The organism is Burkholderia mayonis, assembly GCF_001523745.2.
Taxonomy (GTDB): Bacteria; Pseudomonadota; Gammaproteobacteria; order Burkholderiales; family Burkholderiaceae; genus Burkholderia; species Burkholderia mayonis.
Genome location: NZ_CP013387.1, coordinates 343243 through 364933 on the forward strand (window position 1 = coordinate 343243; position 21691 = coordinate 364933).

The 21691-nt window shown below is 68.8% G+C and carries 20 protein-coding genes and 1 pseudogene; 9 read left to right on the forward strand and 12 right to left on the reverse strand.

Annotated elements, in window-relative coordinates; all coding sequences use genetic code 11:
- The first annotated feature begins 136 nt into the window (after positions 1 to 136).
- The gene (locus WS70_RS20130) at positions 137 to 331 is read left to right on the forward strand and encodes a YqaE/Pmp3 family membrane protein (protein ID WP_059469912.1); all 195 of its coding nucleotides are present in this window, start codon (positions 137 to 139) and stop codon (positions 329 to 331) included.
- Between the two features lie 304 nt (positions 332 to 635).
- On the opposite strand, the gene WS70_RS32475 is transcribed toward WS70_RS20130, so the two are convergent.
- Genes WS70_RS32475 through WS70_RS20145 form a run of 3 tightly spaced genes read right to left on the reverse strand, consistent with a single transcriptional unit; the run spans position 636 to position 3230 of the window.
- Positions 636 to 806 (reverse strand): hypothetical protein, encoded by a 171-nt coding sequence (locus tag WS70_RS32475; protein WP_197419212.1) that lies wholly within the window; start codon positions 804 to 806, stop codon positions 636 to 638.
- Positions 778 to 1785, reverse strand: a complete 1008-nt coding sequence (gene cydB / locus WS70_RS20140) for a cytochrome d ubiquinol oxidase subunit II (RefSeq protein ID WP_059469861.1) — start codon at positions 1783 to 1785, stop codon at positions 778 to 780. Before cydB ends, WS70_RS32475 begins: the two co-directional genes overlap by 29 nt.
- Positions 1786 to 1817: 32 nt before the next feature.
- Positions 1818 to 3230 (reverse strand): cytochrome ubiquinol oxidase subunit I, encoded by a 1413-nt coding sequence (locus WS70_RS20145; RefSeq protein WP_059598607.1) that lies wholly within the window; start codon positions 3228 to 3230, stop codon positions 1818 to 1820.
- Between the two features lie 498 nt (positions 3231 to 3728).
- On the opposite strand from WS70_RS20145, the gene WS70_RS20150 reads away from it, so the two are divergent.
- The 3 genes from WS70_RS20150 to ltaE all read left to right on the forward strand — a co-directional run bounded on the left by WS70_RS20150 (position 3729) and on the right by ltaE (position 5827).
- Complete coding sequence (locus WS70_RS20150) at positions 3729 to 4073, forward strand: hypothetical protein (protein ID WP_059469913.1); 345 nt, start codon at positions 3729 to 3731, stop codon at positions 4071 to 4073.
- A gap of 15 nt (positions 4074 to 4088) precedes the next feature.
- Positions 4089 to 4643 (forward strand): glycine zipper family protein, encoded by a 555-nt coding sequence (locus tag WS70_RS20155; protein ID WP_059469863.1) that lies wholly within the window; start codon positions 4089 to 4091, stop codon positions 4641 to 4643.
- 182 nt (positions 4644 to 4825) lie between these two features.
- Positions 4826 to 5827: a low-specificity L-threonine aldolase gene (ltaE, locus tag WS70_RS20160; protein ID WP_059469864.1), complete on the forward strand. Its 1002-nt coding sequence runs from the start codon at positions 4826 to 4828 to the stop codon at positions 5825 to 5827.
- A gap of 315 nt (positions 5828 to 6142) precedes the next feature.
- Here the strand turns inward: ltaE and WS70_RS20165 are convergent, their stop codons facing one another.
- Both WS70_RS20165 and WS70_RS33875 read right to left on the reverse strand, forming a co-directional pair.
- Positions 6143 to 7039, reverse strand: a complete 897-nt coding sequence (locus WS70_RS20165; protein ID WP_059598608.1) for an HTH-type transcriptional regulator ArgP — start codon at positions 7037 to 7039, stop codon at positions 6143 to 6145.
- Positions 7036 to 7231, reverse strand: a pseudogene (locus tag WS70_RS33875) (hypothetical protein). The gene WS70_RS20165 and the pseudogene WS70_RS33875 overlap by 4 nt, the downstream one beginning before the upstream one ends.
- Here WS70_RS33875 and WS70_RS20175 point away from each other — a divergent pair.
- Both WS70_RS20175 and WS70_RS20180 read left to right on the forward strand, forming a co-directional pair.
- The gene (locus tag WS70_RS20175; protein ID WP_059598609.1) at positions 7220 to 9352 is read left to right on the forward strand and encodes a penicillin-binding protein 1A; all 2133 of its coding nucleotides are present in this window, start codon (positions 7220 to 7222) and stop codon (positions 9350 to 9352) included. The pseudogene WS70_RS33875 and the gene WS70_RS20175 overlap by 12 nt on opposite strands.
- Before the next feature lie 12 nt (positions 9353 to 9364).
- Positions 9365 to 9973, forward strand: a complete 609-nt coding sequence (locus WS70_RS20180; RefSeq protein WP_059469867.1) for a trimeric intracellular cation channel family protein — start codon at positions 9365 to 9367, stop codon at positions 9971 to 9973.
- Positions 9974 to 10000: 27 nt separating this feature from the next.
- Here WS70_RS20180 and WS70_RS20185 read toward each other — a convergent pair whose 3' ends face one another.
- The 7 genes from WS70_RS20185 to WS70_RS20220 all read right to left on the reverse strand — a co-directional run bounded on the left by WS70_RS20185 (position 10001) and on the right by WS70_RS20220 (position 18498).
- Entirely contained in the window at positions 10001 to 10819 is an 819-nt protein-coding gene (locus WS70_RS20185; protein WP_059598610.1) for a heme ABC transporter ATP-binding protein, read from the reverse strand.
- A gap of 148 nt (positions 10820 to 10967) precedes the next feature.
- Complete coding sequence (locus WS70_RS20190; RefSeq protein ID WP_059598611.1) at positions 10968 to 12092, reverse strand: FecCD family ABC transporter permease; 1125 nt, start codon at positions 12090 to 12092, stop codon at positions 10968 to 10970.
- Between the two features lie 241 nt (positions 12093 to 12333).
- Positions 12334 to 13260: a heme/hemin ABC transporter substrate-binding protein gene (locus WS70_RS20200; protein ID WP_059598612.1), complete on the reverse strand. Its 927-nt coding sequence runs from the start codon at positions 13258 to 13260 to the stop codon at positions 12334 to 12336.
- Positions 13257 to 14390 carry a hemin-degrading factor gene (locus WS70_RS20205; protein ID WP_059598613.1) on the reverse strand — a complete coding sequence of 378 codons (1134 nt, stop codon included), beginning with the start codon at positions 14388 to 14390 and terminating at the stop codon, positions 13257 to 13259. Before WS70_RS20205 ends, WS70_RS20200 begins: the two co-directional genes overlap by 4 nt.
- Before the next feature lie 56 nt (positions 14391 to 14446).
- Positions 14447 to 16726 (reverse strand): TonB-dependent hemoglobin/transferrin/lactoferrin family receptor, encoded by a 2280-nt coding sequence (locus WS70_RS20210; RefSeq protein WP_059598614.1) that lies wholly within the window; start codon positions 16724 to 16726, stop codon positions 14447 to 14449.
- 495 nt (positions 16727 to 17221) lie between these two features.
- On the reverse strand, positions 17222 to 17449 hold the full coding sequence (locus WS70_RS20215) for a hypothetical protein (RefSeq protein ID WP_059469873.1): 228 nt from the start codon (positions 17447 to 17449) through the stop codon (positions 17222 to 17224).
- A gap of 152 nt (positions 17450 to 17601) precedes the next feature.
- Positions 17602 to 18498, reverse strand: coding sequence for a LysR substrate-binding domain-containing protein (locus WS70_RS20220; protein ID WP_059598615.1), 897 nt, complete (start codon positions 18496 to 18498; stop codon positions 17602 to 17604).
- A 166-nt stretch (positions 18499 to 18664) separates the two neighbouring features.
- On the opposite strand from WS70_RS20220, the gene WS70_RS20225 reads away from it, so the two are divergent.
- From WS70_RS20225 to WS70_RS20235, 3 genes are read left to right on the forward strand one after another with little or no spacing between them, the layout of a single operon-like run.
- Positions 18665 to 19516: an ABC transporter permease gene (locus tag WS70_RS20225; RefSeq protein ID WP_059598616.1), complete on the forward strand. Its 852-nt coding sequence runs from the start codon at positions 18665 to 18667 to the stop codon at positions 19514 to 19516.
- A gap of 4 nt (positions 19517 to 19520) precedes the next feature.
- Positions 19521 to 20564, forward strand: coding sequence for an ABC transporter ATP-binding protein (locus WS70_RS20230; protein WP_059469876.1), 1044 nt, complete (start codon positions 19521 to 19523; stop codon positions 20562 to 20564).
- 25 nt (positions 20565 to 20589) lie between these two features.
- A complete protein-coding gene (locus WS70_RS20235) occupies positions 20590 to 21684 on the forward strand; it encodes an extracellular solute-binding protein (protein ID WP_059598617.1) in 1095 nt (364 codons plus the stop codon).
- Positions 21685 to 21691: the final 7 nt, after the last annotated feature.

The window sequence follows — 21691 nt, forward strand, 5'->3', positions numbered from 1 at the left end:
CCGGCGCGCCAGCCGGCGCGCGAACGGTGGAATATTCGACGCACCGTCGCGCGCGCCGCTTGAAATTCGGCGCCGAGCCGCCATCCATGCGCCGATCGACTACGATCATCGGCAATCCGACAAAGAGGAAATCACGATGCGTCTTCTGCTCGCCTTGCTGCTGCCCTGGCTGCAGTTCTTCACGATCGGCCGCCCGTTCGCGGGCATCATCTGCCTGATCCTGCAAATCACGCTGATCGGCTGGCTGCCCGCCGCGATCTGGTCGGTGTACGCGCTCAGCCAATACAACACCGACAGGAAGATCGAAGAGGCGCTCGGCCGGCGTTCGTAATCACGCGTCGTCGCGCGGCGCGCGCGGCACACGAAGCGGATGCGCCGCGCGGCTTTCCGATGCGTCGTCCCGTCCGCATCGGCGCTTCGATGTGGCTCTGTGAGATCGCCGTGGCGAAGAAACGTCGCCAAGCGATTTCATCGTGGCGACGCCGTTGCAATGCCGCTCGGCGCTGCGTCGTCGCACTACGGCAACGCATTGCGACAAGCGGGGCTGTCGCCGCGCCGCGCCGTGTCGTGGCTCAAGGGCGAGCCGCTTCCCGCACGACGCCGCATCGCGCGGCGTCGTCCCATCCCGATTGACTTTACTTCACGGCGAACAGCGTCGCGTACATGAACAGCTTGAACGCGTAGCCGAGCGTCACGGCTCCCGCGACGCCGCCCATCCACAGCAGTCCGAACCAGATCCAGCCCGGCAGCCGCACGCCGCGCGCAGCGGCGCGCGGCTCAGTGGTGATAGTAATGCTGGTCTTCATGACGCACCTTTCCACGGAACACCCAATAACCCAGCGTCGTGTACGCGAGGATGATCGGGAGGATGACGGCCGCGCCGATCAGCGTGAACGTCTGGCTCGAACGCGGCGCGGCGGCTTCCCACAGCGTCACGCTTTGCGGAATCGCGTACGGCCACAGGCTCACGAGCAGCCCGACGTAGCCGAGGAACACGAGTGCGAGCGCGAGCATGAACGGCACGGTGTCGTGACGGTCGCGCACTGCGCGGCGCATCAGCACCGCGCACGCGGCGACGAGGAACGGCACCGGCAGCAGGCGCCAGAAGAGTCCCGACGCGAACCAGCGCTGCGCGATGTTCGGATCCTGCAGCGGCGTCCACAGGCTCACGATCGCGATGAAGCCGAGCAGCACGACGGTGAGCGGCCACACGACGCGATGCAGGCGGCGCTGCAGATCGCCTTCCGTCTTCGCGACGAGCCAGCAGCAGCCGAGCAGCGCGTAGGTCGCGACGAGGCCGAGGCCCGTCAGCAGGCTGAACGGCGTGAGCCAGCCGAACGCGTCGCCGGCGAAGCGGCCGTTGTCGACCGGGATGCCTTGCAGGAACGCGCCGAGCGCAACGCCCTGGAAAAACGTCGCGCCCGTCGAGCCGCCGATGAACGCGAGATCCCACAGGTGCTTCGTGCGACGGGATTTCGCGCGAATCTCGAATGACACGCCGCGGAAGATCAGGCACACGAGCATGAAGACGAGCGGCAGGTAGAGCGCCGACAGCACGGTCGAATAGACGATCGGGAACACTGCGAAGAGTCCCGCGCCGCCGAGCACGAGCCACGTCTCGTTGCCGTCCCACACGGGCGCGACGGTGTTCATCATCAGATCCCGCTCCTGCTCGGCGGGGAAGAACGGAAACATGATGCCGATGCCCAGATCGAAGCCGTCGAGCACGACGTACATGAAGAGGCCGAGTGCGATGATCGCGGCCCAGACTACGGTGACATCCATTTGCTAACCTCGCTTGCTTTGGCTCGCCGGCTTCACGCGGCGTCGATCAACTGGTTCGCGGCCGACAGCGGCCGGCGGGCGGTGCGGTCGGGGCGCGCATCGTGCGCATCGTCGGGCGTGTCGCCCGGCAGCGCGGGGCCCTTCCTCATCAGCTTCAGCATGTAATAGGCGCCCGTGCCGAACACGAGGAAGTAGACGACCACGAACGTCATCAGCGATACGCTGACCTGCTGCATCGACAGCGGCGACGCCGCGTGCGCCGTGCGCATCACGCCGTAGACGACCCACGGCTGGCGGCCCACTTCGGTCGTCACCCAGCCGGTGAGCAGCGAGATGAAGCCTGTCGGACCCATCGCCAGCGCGAACCTGTGGAACCACTTCGCTTCATAGAGGCGCCCGCGCCGACGCAGCAGCCATGCGATGGCGGCGAGGCCGATCATCGCGAAGCCGAGCCCGACCATCACGCGGAAGCTCCAGAACACGATGGTCGAGTTCGGACGGTCTTCCGGCGGGAACGATTTCAGGCCGCGAATTTCGCCGTCCCAGCTATGCGTGAGGATCAGGCTGCCGAGATGCGGAATCGACACCGCGTAGCGCGTGGTTTCCGCCTTCATGTCGGGGATGCCGAACAGGTTGAGCGCGGTGCCGCCTTGCTCGGTTTCCCACAAGCCTTCGATCGCGGCGAGCTTCGCGGGCTGATGCTCGAGCGTGTTGAGGCCGTGCTGGTCGCCGATCACGGCCTGCAGCGGCGCGAGCGCGAGCAAGAGCCACAGCGACATCGAGAACATCTTCTTCACGGCCTTGTCGCGGCGGCCCTTCAGCAGGTGCCATGCGGCGGTCGCGGCGACGACGAGCGCGGCGACGATGAACGCAGCGATCGCCATGTGCGCGAGCCGGTACGGGAACGACGGATTGAAGATGATCGCGAACCAGTCAGTCGGCACGACCTGGCCGTCGACGATCTCGAAGCCCTGCGGCGTCTGCATCCAGCTGTTCGACGCGAGAATCCAGAACGTCGAGATCAGCGTGCCGACCGCGACCATCAGCGTCGCGCCGAAGTGCGCACGCGGGCTCACGCGATTCCAGCCGAACAGCATGATGCCGAGGAAGCCCGCTTCGAGGAAGAACGCGGTCATCACTTCGTACATCAGCAGCGGGCCGGTGACGGAGCCGGCGAAGCTCGAGAAGCCAGACCAGTTCGTGCCGAACTGATAGGCCATCACGACGCCGGACACGACGCCCATGCCGAACGCGACGGCGAAGATCTTCGACCAGAAGAGACAGAGATTCTTGTAGTACGCCTTGCCGGTCTTGAGCCAGCGATATTCGAGCACGGCGATGAAGCTCGCGAGCCCGATGCTCAGCGCGGGAAAGACGATATGGAAGGAGACGGTGAATGCGAACTGCACGCGGGCCAGATCGAGGGCCGTAATAGCGGTTTCCATGCGAGTAGACCGAAGCTGACGACACCCGCCGGCGGGCTGCCGGCGGCCCCTGCGCCGCATGTGCAAGGCTGCGGCTGAAGAGTCGGATCGGAGTATGGGCCGCCGTGTTGCGGTGCGAAATGTGCCAACTCGTCGCAGATGTCCAGCGCACGGGCGCGGTTTGTCGATCTAAATCGTTGATTGGCATCAAGTTTGGCGCGCTTTTGTGTGATAGCGCCCGGCGCGGCGGGTTGACGCGCCTGCGGCAATTCACCGCGCCGCAAGCGCGCCGCGTCCGGAACGGCAGCGGGCGCATCGCGTGCATCTTCGTTGCCGGACATTACCGCGTAACGAAAGCCAGTGTCGCGAGACGGTTCGAGCGGCCCGTTTCGTCACATATGTAACGTACGGCAAGACCGCTCGCCGCCGTGTGCGTTGAAATCGCCGCGCATTCGGCATAGCTTGCTCATGTCGAAATCCGGCGCGGGACGATCCTGCGTCGAAGTGGCGGAGAGACATGTGAGCAAATTGAAGATTGTGTTCGGCGTCGCGGTCGCGGCGGCCGCGTGCGCGAGCGGCGCCGCGCAGGCGGCGCGGGTCGGCGTCTACATCGGGCCCGGTTACCCGTATTACTACGCGCCCGTTCCGTACTACTACTATCCGCCGCCCGTCGTGGTGGTGCCGGTCGAGCCCGCGCCGCCGCCGGAGTATATCGAGCAAGGACAGGGCGAAGGCCGGGCGGGCGCGGCCGCCCCTGGGCGCGGCGACGGCTTCTGGTACTACTGCGACGCGTCGAACGCCTATTACCCGAACGTGAAGCAGTGCGCGTCCGGCTGGCGCAAGGTGCCGGCCCGGCCGCAATAAAAGGATGCGACGAAGATGACCAATCCGATCGATCACTATGCGAGGCGGGCGCTGCTCGTCGCATCGGCGAGCCTGTTGAGTGCGTGCGCGGTCGTGCCGACGGGGCCGAGCGTGATGGCGCTGCCGGGCACCGGCAAGACATTCGACCAGTTCCGCGCCGACGACGCGAATTGCCGGCAGTTCGCGTTCGGGCAGGTGGGCGGCGTGAGTGCGAACCAGGCATCGACGGCGAGCGCGCTCGGTAGTGCGGCCGTCGGCACCGCCCTCGGCGCGGCGGCGGGCGCGGCGTTCGACGGCGGCCGCGGCGCGGCGGTCGGCGCAGGGGCGGGGCTGCTCGCGGGCAGCGTGCTCGGCGTGGGCGCGGCTCAGGGTTCCGCCTACGACGTGCAGCGCCGGTACGACTACGCGTACCTGCAGTGCATGTATGCAGCGGGCGACCGCGTGCCGGTGCCGGGGCGTGTCAGTCGCGGCTATGACGGTTACGGCGGCTACGAAGGCGGCGGCTACGCGCCGAACACGCCGCCGCCGCCGCCCGGTTCGCCGCCGCCTCCGCCGCCCGGCGCGTATTGAGCGTGCGCGGCGCGCGCCCCGAGGCGGCGCGTCGAGCCGCGATCGCTCGATTCGCCGGATCGGCGTGCGCTCCGTCGCATGGCACGCGCTGCGGCCGGGAGCCGGATTGCGTACACTCGGGTTTCCGCCGCCCCGTGTCGGGGCGGCGTTTCTTCGACCTGACGACTCGGACGGAACCTCGAATGATCGATTTACGCAGCGATACCGTGACGCGCCCGAGCGCGCCGATGCTGGCCGCAATGACGGCCGCCGAAGTGGGCGACGACGTATGGGGCGACGATCCGACCGTCGCGCGCCTGCAAGCCGTCGTCGCCGAGCGCGCGGGCAAGGAGGCGGCGCTGTTCTTTCCGAGCGGAACGCAGAGCAATCTCGCCGCGCTGATGTCGCATTGCGAGCGCGGCGACGAGTACATCGTCGGCCAGGCCGCGCACACGTACAAGTACGAAGGCGGCGGCGCGGCGGTGCTCGGCAGCATCCAGCCGCAGCCGATCGAGAACGCCGCGGACGGCACGCTGCCGCTCGACAAGATCGCGGCCGCGATCAAGCCGATCGACGATCACTTCGCGCGCTCGCGCCTCCTCGCGCTCGAGAACACGATCGGCGGCAAGGTGCTGCCCGAAGGCTACGTCGACGAAGCGGTCGCCCTCGCGCGCGGCCGCGGGCTCGCGACGCATCTCGACGGCGCGCGCGTGTGCAACGCGGCGGTCGCGTCGGGCCGCACGATCGCCGAGCTGTGCGCGCCGTTCGATTCGATCTCGATCTGTTTTTCGAAGGGACTCGGCGCGCCGGTCGGCTCGGTGCTCGTCGGCAGCCGCGCGCTGATCGACCGCGCGCACCGCTGGCGCAAGGTGCTGGGTGGCGGGATGCGGCAGGCGGGCGTGCTCGCGGCGGCGTGCCTGTACGCGCTCGAGCACAACGTCGAGCGCCTGGCCGACGATCACGCGAACGCCGAGCGCCTCGCCCGAGGGCTCGCGCAGATCGGGCCGGTGAAGGTGCTGTCGCAGGCGACGAACATGGTGTTCGCGCAGATTCCCGAAGCCGATTGCGCGCCGCTCGAAGCGTGGCTCGAGGCGCGCGGGATTCTCACGCAGATGCTGTATTCGACGCGCTTTGTCACGCACTGCGACGTGTCGCGCGACGACATCGATACGTTCGTCGACGCGGTGAAGGCGTACTTCGCATAGCGGGCTGGAGCCGCTCGGCGAAGCGGGGCGCTCGGGTGGGCTGGCGGTCCGTTGTCGACAGGGGTGGCCGATGGCGCGTCGCGCCCCGCTGCTTGTTGGTAAGCCAACGCCAACGCCCGGACCCGGCGCGCACGTGCCGGCCACGGCGTTCACCGCGACGCCCTCGCACGCCCGCATTCGTCGCGATGCCGCCGCCGGTCGCCCCGCCTGCAAGCGCTCGACATCGGCCTGGCGAGGTTTCCGAAACCCGTTCCTGCACGTTCGCGCAGTCAAGCCGACGGCGCGCGCGCCGTCACGTTCGCCGCGCGCGCACGCTCAAGCGGATCGCAGCAGATCACGCGCGGCGTCGACGACGCGCGCCGACAGCGACTGCATGCTCGGCGACTGCACTTTCCACGCATGCCAGTAGAGTGCGACATCCTGCGGATGCGCCGGTGCGAGGTCGACCAGGCCCTGCTGGTCGAGCGGCCCGCTGCCTGCGAGCAGCTCGGGCACCATCGCGTAGCCGAGCCCGTGCCGCACGGCGGCGAAGTGCGCATGCGTGCCCGGCACGTAGTGGCACGGAAACGCGCCTTCCGGCAGGCCGAGCTTGCCCTTCAGGAACGACAGCTGAAGCGCGTCGCGCCGGCTGTGCGCGACGACGGGCGCTTGCCGGGCGCTCGTGCGCGTGAGGCCGCGCGGAAACCAGCGCGCGGCGAATTCCTTCGACGCGAGCAGGCGATAGCGCATCGCGCCGAGCGGCGCCACGACGCAGCCGCGCATCGGCTTGCTCTCGGTCGTCACGCAGCCGATCACCATCCCGTTTTCGAGCAGCGCGAACGTGTGATCCTGATCCTCGACGAGCAGCTCGAACAGCATGCGCTCGCCCGCGAGCACCGACGTCAGCGCTGGCAGGAACCACGAGCCCAGGCTGTCCGAATTGAGCGCGATCGCGACCGCGATCGCCGAGCCGCGTTCGTCGGCGAGATCGGCGTGCAGATCCGCTTGCAGGAGCGCCATGCGGCGCAGGTGCTGCAGCACGCGCTGGCCGGCGGCGGTCGGCCGGCACGGCCGGGTGCGCAGCAAGAGCGGCGCGCCGAGGCTCGTCTCGAGCGCGCGAACGCGCTGCGTGACGGCCGAAGCGGTCACGTGCAGCCGCGACGCCGCCTGCTCGAAGCTGCCGGTATCGGCGACGGCGAGCAGCGCCGCCGCTTGTTTCGGATCGATCGTCATCTGTCGCTCGCGTCGTGCCGCCGGGAGAAGCGGCTTCCTGAATAAAATTTAGCGTAATCAACTTAGGCTAAATATTGTACCGACATCGAGATCCTCCCCGGACAATGCGCGCGTGCGCTTCGTGCACTGCAACATCCGCGCGATGCCCGCATGCCGCATCTGTAAAGGAAGGATTTCGAAATGATCGATCACACGCCGAATTCGACGCCGGAGACCACGCCGACGCCACCGCAAGGGCCCGCGACGCGGCGCCGCCGCTATTTCCGCACGCTGGCGGGCCTGCTGGTCGGCGCGGCGATCGCGGTCGGCGCGGTCGGCACGTGGACGCTGCAGCGCATCTGGACGCAGTTGCCGTCCGTCGAACCGCTCGCCGTCTATCGGCCGGCGCTGCCGCTGCGGATCTTCTCGCGCGACGGCGAGCTGCTCGCCGAATACGGCGTCGAGCGCCGCGAGTTCGTGCCGCTCGAACGCATGCCGCTGCTCGTTCGGCACGCGCTGCTCGCCGCCGAGGATGCGCAGTTCTATACGCATGGCGCGGTCGACGTCGGCGGTCTCGCGCGCGCGACGTTCGCGAACGTCGTCACCGGCCAGCCGGGGCAGGGCGGCAGCACGATCACGATGCAGGTCGCACGCAACTTCTTCCTCACGCGCGACAAGGTGCTGAGCCGCAAGCTCGCCGAGATCCTGATGTCGTACAAGCTCGAACGCGCATACAGCAAGGACAAGCTGCTCGAGCTGTACATAAACGAGATCTATCTCGGCGAGCGCGCGTATGGGTTCGCGGCTGCCGCGTCCGTCTACTTCGGCAAGCCGCTCGATGCGCTGACGCCGGGCGAGGTGGCGGTGCTCGCCGGCTTGCCGAAGGCGCCGTCGGCGTTCAATCCGGTCGTCAATCCGGCGCGCGCGACCACGCGCCGCAATTACGTGCTCGGCCGCATGCGCGCGCTCGGTTATCTCGATGAAGCCGCGTACCGGCAGGCCGCGGGCGCGCCGATCGCGCTCGCGACCACGCCGCCGCCCGGCATCGTCGCCGCGCCGTATGTCGCCGAGCGCGCGCGCCGGATGATGGTCGAGCGTTTCCACGACGACGCCTACACGCTCGGCCTCGACGTGACGACGACGATCGCGATGCGCGATCAGCGCGCGGCCGAGGCAGTGCTCGCGCGCGGCCTCACACGCGGCGGCCGGCGTGACGCGAAGGACGCGCTCGAAGGCGCGCTCGTGTCGGTCGACGCGGCGACGGGCGACATCCTTGCGCTCGCGGGCGGCGCGGATTTCGCGCGCAATGCGTTCGACCATGCGCTGCAGGCATATCGGCAGCCCGGCTCGAGCTTCAAGCCGTTCGTCTATTCGGCCGCGCTGGAAAAGGGCATGTTCCCCGGGGTGCTCATCGACGATACGCAGCGCACGCTGTCGCGCGACGAAACCGGCGCGAATCCGTGGCGGCCGCGCAACTTCGGCAACAACTACGAAGGCTTCATTCCGGTGCGGCGCGGGTTGATGCGCTCGAAAAACCTCGTCGCGGTCAGCCTGATGCAGGCGGCGCAGCCGGACTTCGTCCAGCAGCACGCGGTTCGCTTCGGCTTCGAGCCGCAGCGCAATCCCGCGTCGCTGCCGCTCGCGCTCGGCGCGGGCGCGGCGACGCCGCTTCAGGTCGCGAGCGCGTATGCGGTGTTCGCGAACCAGGGCGTGCGGATGGAGCCGCGACTCGTCGAATCGGTCCGACAGCGGCACGGCGGCGTGCTGTTCGACGCGCAGCCGACGGCGGGCGTGCGCGTCGTGTCCGAGCGCAACGCGTTCGTGATGGACAGCATGCTGCGCGACGTCGTGCGCCACGGCACCGCGCGCCGCGCGCTCGCGCTGAATCGTTCCGATGCCGCAGGCAAGACCGGCACGTCGAACGGCTCGAAGGACGTCTGGTTCGGCGGCTACTCGTCGGGCGTCGTATCGGTCGTCTGGATGGGCTACGATGCGCCGCGCAGCCTCGGGCGCGCGACGGGCGCGTCGCTTGCGCTACCCGTGTGGGTCGACTACATGAAGGGGGCGATCGACGGCCGCCAGGCGATCGAGCGCACGCCCCCCGCAGACGTCGCGCTCGTCGACGGCGATTACGTCTACGCCGAATACGCGGGCGGCAAGTGCACGCCGGCGCTGCCGCCGTTCGTGCGCAGCCCGTTCGCATGCGACGCGGCGCGACGCGCGTCGGCGGACGGCGACGCACCGGCCGGCGTGGCGGCGGGCGCGCCGGCGCCGCCCGCCGTCGACGCGGCCGAGCGCGCGCGCGTGCTCGAACTGTTCCGTACGGAAGATTGAGCGAGGACACGCATGCATACGCTCTACTTGATCGCGATCGTCGCGGAAGCGATGTCGGGCGCGCTGATGGGCATGCAGCGCGGGATGGACCGGTTCGGCCTCGCGCTCGTCGGCGCGGTGACCGCGCTGGGCGGCGGCACCGTGCGCGACGTGCTGCTCGGCCGCTATCCGCTGACCTGGGTCGCACACCCCGAATACCTGCTGCTGACGCTCGCCGCGGCGACGTTCGCGTCGATGACGGCGACACACGTCGCGCGGCTGAAGTCGCTGTTCACGACGGTCGACGCGCTCGGACTCGCGGCGTTCTCGATCATCGGCTGCGACGTCGCGGCGACGGTGAACGATAGCCCGACCGTGATCGTGCTCGCGGGCGCGATCACCGGCGTCTGCGGCGGGATGCTGCGCGACCTGCTTTGCAATGAGATGCCGCTCGTGCTGCGCAGGGAGCTGTACGCGAGCATCGCGTTGCTGACGGGCGCGCTGTATGTCGGGCTGAAAGCGCTCGGCGCGGCGGGTGGCGTCGCGACCGTCGTCGCGCTGGTCGTAGGGTTCGCGGTCCGGATGCTTGCGGTGCGGCGCGGCTGGCGCTTGAAGGCATTCCATACGGCCGACGCCGGCTGACGCCGGCGCCGCATGCGCGGCGGCCGCTCATGCTGGCACGATGACGGGCGCCGTGCCGTCGCCCGCATCGACGAGCCGCACGCGAAATCCGTGACAGCGTTCGATCAGGTCCGGACGCAGCACGTCGGCGGGTGTGCCGTCGGCGACGATCGCACCGTCCGCGAGCATCGCGATGCGATCCGCGTGACGTGCGGCGAGATTCGGATCGTGGACGATCGTCAGCACGCCGATTCCCCAGTCGCGCGACAGGCGTCGAACCGTGTCGAGCAATTGATGCTGATGCGCGAGATCGAGCGCGGCGGTCGGCTCGTCGAGCAGCAGGTAGCGGGGCGCGCTCGCCGATTCGCCGGATGGCCAGAGCTGCGCGAGCACGCGCGCGAACTGCACGCGTGCGAGCTCGCCGCCCGACAGTGTCGTGACGTCGCGCGCGCCGAGCGTCGACGCGCCCGCGAGCGCCAGCGCCTGCGACGCGATTTCGCTGTCTTCAAGCGCGAGCGCGCCGGTGCGGCGCGTGTGCGGATAGCGGCCGAGCAGCACGATTTCGAGCGCGCTGAACGGAAATGCGGGCTGCGACGCTTGAGGAAGCACCGCGCGCAACCGCGCGAGGCGCGGTGCGTCGATCCGGTGGACGGGCTCGCTGTTCAGCGTGACGTCGCCGCGGACGGTCGCGCCGCGCGCCGCGCCGCCGATCCGCAAGTCGCCCGAGAGCACCTTGAGCAGCGTGCTCTTGCCAGCGCCGTTGCGCCCGAGCAGTGCGGTGACGCAGCCGGGCGCGATCCGGATCGACAGGTCGCGAAGGATGACGCCGCCTGCGCGTGCGACGTGAAGACGATCGGCAATCAGCATGGCATTCGATTCGGTGTCGGTGCGCGGCTCGGCATGGCCGTTCGCGAAGCAGCGTGCGCGCCCGCGATCGAGATCGTTTCGTTGCGGCCGAACGAGCGGCGTGTGCGCAGGCCTGCGAAATTTCGATGATGAGATTCGGCTCGCAACGTCATGCTCCCAGTGCGCCGCGCCGTTTCCACAGCAGTGCGAGAAAGAACGGTGCGCCGATCAGCGCGGTCAGGATGCCGAGCGGAATCTCGGCAGGCGCGGCGAGCGTTCTTGCGGCGAGATCGGCGGCGACCGCGAGGAGCGCGCCGAGCAGCGCCGCGCCCGGCATCATGATCCGCTGATCGGGGCCGGCTGCGAGCCGCACGCAATGCGGCGCGACGAGCCCGATGAAGCCGATCACGCCGGTGCACGACACGAGCGCGCCGACGCACATCGCCGTTCCGACGAGCACGCGCCGCTTCACGCGCTGCACCGGCACGCCGAGATGCAGCGCCTCCGTTTCGCCGAGCTGCAGCGCGTTCAGCGCGTGCCGCTCGCCCGCGAGCAGCGCGCAGCCGACGAGTGCGAATGGTGCGACGGCGGCGATCATGCGCCACTGCGCGCCGCCGACGCTGCCGAGGCTCCAGAACGTCAGCGACCGCAACTGCGTATCGTCGGCGACGTAAGTGAGGAGGCCGATCGCCGCGCCCGCGAGCGCGTTGATCGCAATGCCGGCGAGCAGCAGCAGCGGCAGTGCGAGGCGGTCGCGCGTGATAGCGAGCCGATAGACGATCGCCGCGACCGCGAGCGCGCTGGCGAATGCGGCGACCGGCAGGAAGCCGAGCGCGACCGGCGCGGCGGCGACGAGCGGGCCGAGCACGATCAGCGCCGACGCGCCGAGCGCCGCGCCGCTCGACACGCCGATCAGGCCCGGATCGGCGAGTGGGTTGCGAAAGAGCGCCTGCATCGCGGCACCCGCTGCGCCGAAGCCGGCGCCGACGAGCAGCGCCAGCATGACGCGCGGCGCGCGGATATCCAGCAGCACCGCGCGCGCCTGACGCAGCGCGGGATCGCTCGCGAGCCGTGCGTCGGGCGCGGCGAGCGCGTCGAACAATTGCGCGGGCGCGAGCCGGAATGCGCCGACACAGAGCGCGGCGATCGATGCGACGGCGAGTGCGGCGATCAGGATGGCGAGTGTCCACACGGCGCGCCGTCGGCGGAAGGCGGCGACGGTCGATGGCGCGAATGCCGGGCGGAGCGCGGCAGGCGTCGGATCGACCGACGGAGAACGGGTAGCGATGCTCATCGTGGAGGATCGAATGGGATAGATTGCGATTCTGTCGACGCACGTGCGAAGTGGCCGATAGGCATCGCGTGCCGTACGGCGGCGGCTGCTTCGCAGCGCGCGAAACAGCGCGAACCGATTGCGTCGGATCGGACGGCGGCAGGCATGGCGACGAATTCAGGAAACCGAACGATCGCGAGCGATCGCCGCGCGACGCGGCTCGTCGCGGCGAATCGATGCGAGCATCGTCGATCTCGCATGCTCAAGCCAGCACGCGATTCAACCGGCGCTGCAACGCGGCGACCGCCTGCGGCAGACGCGGTCCGAAGCCGAGCAGGAACAGCGCGTCGAGCGAGACGACGCGCCGCGCGCGTCCGGCCGGCGTCGCCGCGAAGCCGGGCGTCGCGAGGAGCGCATCGCGTCCGCCGACCGCCTGCAGACCCTCGTCCGAGATCAGCACGACATCGGGCGCCGACGCGACGAGCGATTCGGCGGTCAGCGGCTTGTAGCGATCGAATCCCTGCATCGCGTTGTGCGCGCCCGCGTAGCGGATCATCGCGTCGGCGGCCGTCTGCTGGCCGGCGACGAGCGCCTGGTTGCCTGCGTGATTGAGCACGAACAGCACGCGCGCAGGCGTGCGCTGCGACGCGCGGGGCGGTGTGGCGTCGACCGCCGCGCGCGCCGCGAGCCAGTCGCGATCAAAGCGTGCGAGCAGCATGTCGCCCGCGCTCTGTAGCGAAAGTGCCTGCGCGATTCCGCGAATCTTGCGGCGCACGGATTCGACGTCGTGCGCCTCGTCGAATGTCGTGACGGTCACGCCGGCGCTCTTCAGTTGCGAGAGCACGGCGGGCGGTCCGGCCTCCGCCGACGCGAGCACGAGATCGGGCCGAAGCGACAGCAATCCTTCCGCGGACAACGTGCGTTGATAGCCGATCTTCGGCAAGCGCCGCGCGGCGTCCGGGTACGTGCAGGTGGTGTCCGTGCCGACGAGCTCGTAGCGCGTGGTTCGCGCGCCGCCCAGCGCGTAGATCGTTTCGGCGAGCGCGCCGCCGACCGCGACGACGCGCTTCGGCGGCACACTCGCCGGCGAGCGCGCGAACGCGCCCGGATGCGCGGCCGCGAACACGAGCGCGCCCGTGCCCGCGAGCCATGCGCGACGGCGTGCATCGATGCGCGACGACTGGCTCATCGCGCGACCTCGGTATCGGTCACGCCGGGGACGTTCGCCGCGCCCGTCGCGCTTGCGGCATCGATCGTCGGCAGCGCGCCCACCAGTTCGCGCCAGCCTGCCAGCTCTGGCTGTCCCGGCTTGCGTGCGCCGAACAGCATCGCGATGTTGTCGCCCGCTGCGTCGAACAGCTCGATCGACGTGACGATGCCGTCGCTCGTCGGCTTTCTCACGGCCCACGCGGACGCGACGAGATCCTCGCGCAGATGCAGGTTGAAATCCCCGTCGAGCACGTTGATCCACGCACCCATCCGGCGGATGTTCGTGACGGGACCGGTATGGATCTGGATCATCCCGCGATTGCCGACGAACACCATGATCGGCAGCCGCGTCTGCACGGCGCGTTCGAGCACGCGCCGCATTGCGTCGGTCGCGACGCGATGCGCGCGCGTCGTGCCGGCGAGCCGCAGCGCCTGCGTGCGCGCGACACCGAAGCGGCGCACGACGCCATGGAACTGGTGCGTGTCGGTCATCGCGTCCCACGCGTCGCGCAGGGCCGCCGCGTCGATCTCGCCGTCGGGCCGCTCGACGAACGCAGGGGGCGCGGGCTCGACCGCGAACGCAGGCGATTGCACCGGCATCCGCCAGCGCGACACGAACGCGTCGAACGCGTCGTGATCGCTGTGCTTGCGCAGATAGACCTTGTGCACCGCGTCGCCTTGCGCGTCGAAGAACTGCAGGCTCTTCATCGCGCCGTGCGCGGTCGGCTCGTAGACGGCGAAGCCCGCCGCCCAGTTGCGGTAGAAGATCCGCAGATCGATCGCGCCGAGCGCGAGCCCAACCGGGCCGTCATGGCTCATCTGCTCGAACACGCCGTCCTTCTCGTGCACGGCGGCCGCGTTGCGCGTGAGCGCCATCACGCCGCCCAGGCGCGGCATCTCTTCGAACAATTCGACGAAGCTCGGCTCGAGCCGCACGACGCGCTCGCCCGCGAACGCCGCGAGCGCCTCGCCTTCGCTGATGCCGAGCAATTGCGCGACGTCGCGGTTGCGCAGCTTGCGGGTTTCCTTCAGGTGCAGGAACGCGTCGCGCAGTTCGTCCGGCGCGAGCGCGCGGTTCGACGAAGAGGCGGGAGCGGCGGTGTTCATCATGTCGGAGATCCTCGATTGGCGGATTGGCCGGAAGGGAAAAAGGCGTGCGGGCCGCATCAGAAATCCACCTTCATGCTGACCGCGACGCTGCGGCCCGGAGCGGTGTATGCGTCGAGCACGTTCGAATCGGCGGCGATGCCGCGCACGTCCGACCAGTTCCAGTACTTGCGGTCGAACAGGTTGTGAATGCCGAGATAGGCGCTCACGTGCTTGTTGAAGCGATAGCCGCCGCGCAGGTCGACGACGAACGACGACGGCGGCGTGAAGCAGCTCTTCTTCTGGCACGCGTCCGAAGCCACGTCGCGGCCGCGCTTGCCCGCCTGGAACAGCAGGTCGGCCTGTGCGAACCAGCGCTCGCTCGGCTCGTAGCGCACGCCGAACACGGCGGAAAACGGATTGACCGTGTCGAGCGGCTCGCTCGCCGCGCCGTTGTCCTGCGTCGTGCCCTTCGTGAACGCCATCGCGGTCTTCAGCGTGAAGCCGTTCGGCATCACCCATTCCGCGCGTCCTTCGAAGCCGTGAATGCGCGCGTTCGCGAAGTTCACGTACTGGAACACGAGCGGATCGTTCGGCCGGGCGCTGCCGCCGATCGTGCGCTGCGAGATGAAGTTGCGATAGCGGCCGGTGAAGGCGGCGACGCTGTAGCGCATCGGCCCATAGCCCGTGCCGAGCGTGCCGCGCAGGCCCGCTTCGAACGTGTCGCTCGTCTCGGGCTTCAAGTTCGGATTCCCGATCGAAGTGTAGCCGTACAACGGATTCGAGAAGCTGTTGTTGACCTGATCGGGCGTCGGCGTGCGGAAGCCGTGCGCGTATTGCACGTACGGAATCAGCGCGGGCGTCACCTGGTACAGCACCGACACGCGCGGCGACAGCTCGTGATCGCTCGAGCTGACCGTCTTGCCGGTAAAGAGCGGATCGCCCGTCGTCGGGCTCAGCCGATACGCGTCGAAGCGCAGGCCCGGCGTGACGAGCAGCTTGCCGAAGCCGATCTGATCCTGCACGAACGCGCCGAACAGCGTGTAGTCGGTATCCGGAAACGCCTTGTTCGGGAACGATTCGCCGGGACTCGCGACGGTGCCGTCGCGCAGGCTCTTGATGCGGTCGATGCTGCCGTCGACGCCGTACAGCAGCTTGTGCGCGAACGGTCCGGTCGAGAAGCCGCTCTCGGCGAACGCGGAGCCGCCGAACGCGCGCTCGCTGTAGTGGTTCGAGCGCGAACGCGACGACAGGCTGCCGCCGCGCGTCTCGAACGAGTCCTGATCCTGTTTCGACTCCTGATAGTAGAACTGCACGTGCGCGGTCTGGAACCAGCGCGCGGCGTCGTCGCGGAAGTCGTAATCGATGCTGAAGCGGTTGCGCTCGAGCTTGTCGTGCGCGGCGAGACCGAGCGTCGTCGGCGGGTTGATCGCCGACAGCACGTTCGTGTCGATCCGGCGCCGCACCGTCTCGGCGGTGAACTTGAACGTGTCCCGCGACGTCGGCGTGATCGTCAGCTTGCCGAGCAGCGATTCCGTGTAGACATCCTGAGGATTCGCGGTCGTGCGTTTCGTGCTTGCGGAGTTGTCGCCGCCGCGCGTGTCGACCTCGTGGCCGCGGCGGCCGGACGCGATCAGCATCCCCTGGACGCGATCGTTGCCGCCCGCCGCCGCCACGGCCGCGCCGACGCTGCGGTCGACCGAGTCGTAGCTCGGCCGGAACGAGAAGTAGGTCTTCTTCCGATAGATCGACAGCAGATCGGACGGATCTTTCGTGATGAAGTTGACGGCGCCCGTCAGGCCGTCGCTGCCGTATAGCGACGATGCCGGGCCGCGCAGGATCTCGATGCGCTTCAGCGTATCGAGATCGGCGTAGTCGCCGCGGCCCGCTTCGAGCGGACCGAACGAGAACGCGCTCGGCAGCCGGATGCCGTCTTCCATCAGCAGCACGCGGTTGCCCTCGAGGCCGCGAATGTTGATGCTCGAATCGCCGTCGCGGCCGCCGCCGAGCGCGGCGGTCGCCGGGCGGTACGCGGTGCGGCGCACGGTGACGCCCGGCTCGTAGCGCAGCGCGTCCTTGATGTTGTCGGATTGCTGCTCTTCGAGGTCCGAATCGGTGATCACCGATACGCTCGCCGCGGTGCGGCTCGCCGCCGACGCGGTGCGCGTCGCGGTGACGGTGATCGGATCGAGCGATTGCGCGTCGATGCGCGCGGCCGCGATCGCTGCATGCGATGCGGATGCCGCGGACGGCGGTGCGGCGACGGCAGCAGGTTCGGAAGCGGCGCTTGCGGCGCGCGCGGCTGCCGCATAGATGCCGAAAGCGCCGAACAGCGCGGCGCGAAGCGGCCGCCGCGCCAACAGAGGTTGATGCACGGTTGGGTCTCCCAGTGACGAATTAGCCCGGAGGCTGGCTGGGTGACGCGTGCACCTGGCTGGCGCCCGCGCGCCGTTCACGGCGCGGGCAGGATGAAAGGAAATGTTCGTTGAAACGAATGGAAAGTGTAATTGAGAATCATTTGCAATTCAATTGGAGAAAGCGACTTGCGCGCCGCACGGGAAATCGGCGGATGTGACGTGCATGGCCGTACCGCTCGTCTCGGTGGCGATGTTATACGCAACTAACGGTCTGTTTCGGTAGGCAGCTTCGAGGTTGAGCGCGCGCGGGGCCGCATGTAGCGCGGGCCGGAACGGCATCCGTCTGCGGCGGGAGAGCAAGGATCGCGATACGGCTATCCGGCGTGATTTCGCGCGGACGGCAGGGGAGTCGAGCGTCGACGATCGGCGTGTGCCCGCTCGTCGTCCGCGCGAATCGAGGCGGCGCGCGACGGTGCGGCTAGCGCGCGTTTTCGCGTCTTACGCCATCGACTCGAGCCGAATCAGCAGCTTGCGCACGTGCGCCAAAAACGCCTCGTGCGCTTCCCGATCGCGGGGGGCGTCGAGATGCGACGTTTCCGCGAGCTGGATCTGCCGGTCGAATTCGTCGGCGAGTATTTGGCGCGTTTCGAGCGGAAGCGCGCGAATCAACGAGACGAGCAGCAATTCCTGAGCGTGAAGCATGCCGGACAGCGCCTGGACGTTCATGCCGACCTCCGTCGAAGAAGGGAAAGCGGCGCCGCGGGATCGCGGGCCGCCCATCTCTTCATACTAGGTCCGTCGCGCGCAAAAGCCGAGTTCCGCGCCCGTTCGTCTCGTCCGGACGTCCTTGCGCTCGAGGCGACCCTGCGCGCGTCGCGTCAAGCACGCCCGCACTCGCTCAGCATCCACGCGCGCAGACGCCGCAGCGACTCGCTCGTCTCCAGCCGTTCCGGCGCACAGCACAGATAGTGGCCTTGCTCGTCGACGTCGACAGGCGCGTCGAGCGGCTGCGCGAGCGTGCCGGACGCAAGCTGATCGCGAATCAGGAATGCCGGAACGAGCGCGATCCCGAGCCCCGCCAGCGCGGCCTGGATCAGCACCGAGTACTGCTCGAAGCGTGGGCCGGCGAGCGCGTTCATGTGTGCGACGCGATGTCGGTTCGCCCACGCGACCCACGCGCATTCGGCTTGCTCATGCACGAGCCGCGGCGCGGCCGCAACGTCCGCAGGCGCGCGCAGCGCGTAGCGCTCGGCGAATTCCGGCGCGCACACTGGCACAAACGTGCGGCCGTCGAGATAGTCGCACTGGACGCCTTCCCAGCGGCCGTCGCCATAGCGGATCGCCGCGTCGAGCCCGAACGGAAACGGGTCGCCTGGCGCGAGATGGCGGCGAAAGCTCAGCGTGACGTCGGGCGCGGTCTCGAGAAAGCGCGCCAGACGCGGCACGAGCCATTTCGTCGTGAACGTCGGCACGCTCGCGATCGTCAGCAGATCGCTGTCCTCGCGCGCGCTCAGCAATTCGAGCGATGCGTTGCCGATCTCGCGCAGCGGTCCGCCGACGCGCGCCTGATAGACCTGGCCCGCGCGCGTGAGCGTGAGGTTGCGGCCTTCGCGGACGAACAGCTTCACGCCGAGCAGCGCCTCGAGGCTCGCGATCTGCCGGCTGACCGCGCTCGGCGTCAAGCCGAGCTCGCGCGCCGCGTACGAAAAGTTCAGATGTTTCGCAGAACTGGCGAATGCGTGCAGCTCGGCGACGTTCGGATACAGATGCTTCATCGCGAAGTGTTCCGTCGATGCAAAGAGCGATGCGGAGTTTGTACGTTTTTTTCATGACGATGCCATGTCGCGCGGACAAACTGGCGGCCGTCACGACGATGCGCGAAACGCCTGTTCCGACGGGCTTCCCGCGTATCGCAACCTTTCGTCGCCAATGGGAGCAGCCATGCGCTCACCTACCGCCCCGGTGCTCGCCGGCGGTATTCCGATTCGTCGCAGCAGCAAAGGCCGCCCGTCGTTCGGCGCCGTCGTCGTCAACGGCATCGTCGCGCTGTTCGCGCTGTATCTGCTGATGCCGATCGTGCTGCTGCTGATCGGCTCGGTCGGGCAGAGCTGGACGAATACGCTGCTGCCGGTAGGCTTCACGTGGCGCTGGTTCGCCGAGCTGGCCGCCGATTCGAGCTTTCGGCGCGCGTTCGGCGTGAGCTTCGCCGTCGCGCTCGCGTGCTGTGGGCTCAACGCGATCGTCGGCGTGCCGCTCGCCTACGCGCTGCATCACCGCGCGCAAGCGGGACGCGGCATCGCCGCACGCGTCATGATGCTGACGCCGATCGGCGTGCCGGCGCTCACGCTCGGCTTCGGCTACATCGTGATCTTCGGCGGCGACGCGCTGCCGTGGCTCGGCACGCTGCCGCTGATGATCGCCGCGCACGCGGTGCTGACGTTGCCGTATCTGCTGCAGACGCTGCTGAGCGACCTGCGCCATCTCGATCTCGCGAAGCTCGAAGCCTGTGCGGCGACCCTCGGCGCACCGCCGCTGCGACAGTTCTTCACGATCGTGGTGCCCAATTTGCGACAGAGCCTGTTTTCCGGGCTCGTGATGGTCGCCGCACTGTCGATCGGCGAATTCCAGGTATCGAACCTGATCGCGGGCTTTCGCTATCGCAATTTCCCCGTCGTGCTGCTGCAGGCGTTCTACGGCGCGTCCGGCATCGCCTGCGCGGCGACTGTCGTGCTGCTCCTGCTCGCCGTGCTCGCGACGTTCGCATCGATCCACACCGTGCAACGACTGAAGTGAAGCCATGAGCCTCGAATTCGACAACGTCAGTTTCAGCTACCCCGGCGCGGCGCACGGCGTCGACGCCGTCACGCTGCACGCGCAGCCCGGCGAGCTGCTCGCCGTGATCGGGCGCAGCGGTTCCGGAAAATCGACGCTGCTGCGCCTGAGCGCGGGCCTGCTGAACGGCTACAGCGGCCGCATCGCGATCGGCGGCGCCGACGTGGCGGGCGTGCCGGTATGGCGACGCGAAGTCGGCATGGTATTTCAGCAGTACGCATTGTTTCCGCATCTGTCCGTCGTCGACAACGTCGCGTACGGCCTGCGCATGCGCGGCGTCACGGCCGCAGAGCGCAGGCGGCGCGCGCTCGAGATGCTCGAGCGCGTGGGCCTGGCCGCGCATGCGGCGCGCAGCACGACGCAACTGTCGGGCGGCCAGCAACAGCGCGTCGCGCTCGCGCGCGCACTCGTGATCGAGCCCGCCGTGCTGCTGCTCGACGAGCCGCTCGCCGCGCTCGATGCCGGCATCCGGCATCAGCTTCGCGACGAGATCCGCGCATTGCAGCGCGCGTGCCGCGCGACGACGCTGTTCGTCACGCACGATCAGGACGAGGCGCTCAGCATGGCGGACCGCGTCGCGATCGTCGACGGCGGGCGCGTGCTGCAGGTCGGCACGCCGCGCAGCCTGTACGAGCGTCCGGTGTCGACGCAGGTCGCGCGCTTCATCGGCCACTCGACGATCGTGCGCGGCCGCGTGCGGTCGAGCGGCACGGTCGACGTGCGCTTCGCGACGCTATGCGCGGACACGGGCGCGCATCGGCCGGGCGCCGACGTCGACGTGCTCGTGCGTCCCGAGCACGTGGAGCCCGATCCGCCCGAGCACTGCGTGAACCGCATCGGCGGCGCGCTCGGCGAGGTCCGCTACTTCGGCGCGACGCATCGCTACGACTTCGTGCCGCACGGCGCGGCCGAGCCACTCCTGTGCGAAGGCCGCGTGCTCGCCGCGCGCGGCATCGCGATCGAGCCGCGCCATCTGCTCGTACTGCCCGCGGCGACGGCCGCGCAATGATTGATTCGTTCAACGGAGATTCACGATGTTTGCAGGCCGACAATTTCTGACGGCGATGCGCCGCATCGCGCTCGTGTTCGCATTCGGCGCTTGCGCAACGCTCGCCGCGAACGGTGCGCATGCCGCGCCGCTCTATGTGGGCGAAGACGCACTCTATGCGAAGGCCGCCGACGAAGGGCTCGTCGTGTCATTCGACACCGGCCCGGAATGGGCGAACTGGAAGGCGCTGTTCGCGGCGTTCCGCAAGCGCTATCCGAAGGTCGAGCTCACGTACAACGACATCGGCTCGGCCGCGACCGTCGTCGCGCTCGACAAGTCGCGCCGCCGTCCGCAGGCGGACACCGCGTACTACTTCGCGGCGTCGGCGCTCGAAGCGGCGGGCAAGGACGTCGTCGCGCCGTTCAAGCCGATCAACTTCGATCGATTGCCGTCCGTGTTTCGCGACGCTGACGGCCGCTGGTTCACCGTGCATTCGCTGAACGTCGCGTTTCTCGTCAACAGGAAGCTCGTGAAGAACGTGCCGCAGCACTGGTCTGATCTGCTGAAGCCCGAGTATAGGAATGCGGTCGTCTATCTCGATCCGCGCTCGACGGGGCAAGGGCAGGTCGTCGTATTCGCGGCGGCGTCCGCGCTCGGCGGCGGCGTCGACAATCCGAAGCCCGGCGCCGATTTCTTCGGCAAGCTAAAGAATGCGGGCAACGTGCTGCGCGTCGAAGGCACGACGCCCTACGCGAAGTTCGTCAAGGGCGAGATTCCGATCCTGATCGGCTACGAGAACGACGGCCTGAAGGCGAAGTACGCGGACGGCATGGGCGACGCGGTCGACGTCGTGATTCCGCAGGACGGCAGCGTGTCCGCGCCGTACGCGATGAGCCTCGTGAAGAACGGCCCGAACCCCGCAGCCGCGCAGCTCTGGCTCAACTTCGTGATGAGCGAGGCCGGCCAGGCGCTCTTCGCGCGCGGCTACGTGCGGCCTGCGGTGCCGGGCGTCGCGCTCGCGCCGGACGTCGCGGCGAAGATGCCGAACGCGCCGCAGGTGCACCCGCTCGATGTCGCGAAGGCCGCCGCGCGCAAGGCCGAAGTCGACAGGCTGTGGTCGCAAGCGACGCTCGGCCAGTAAGGAGCGC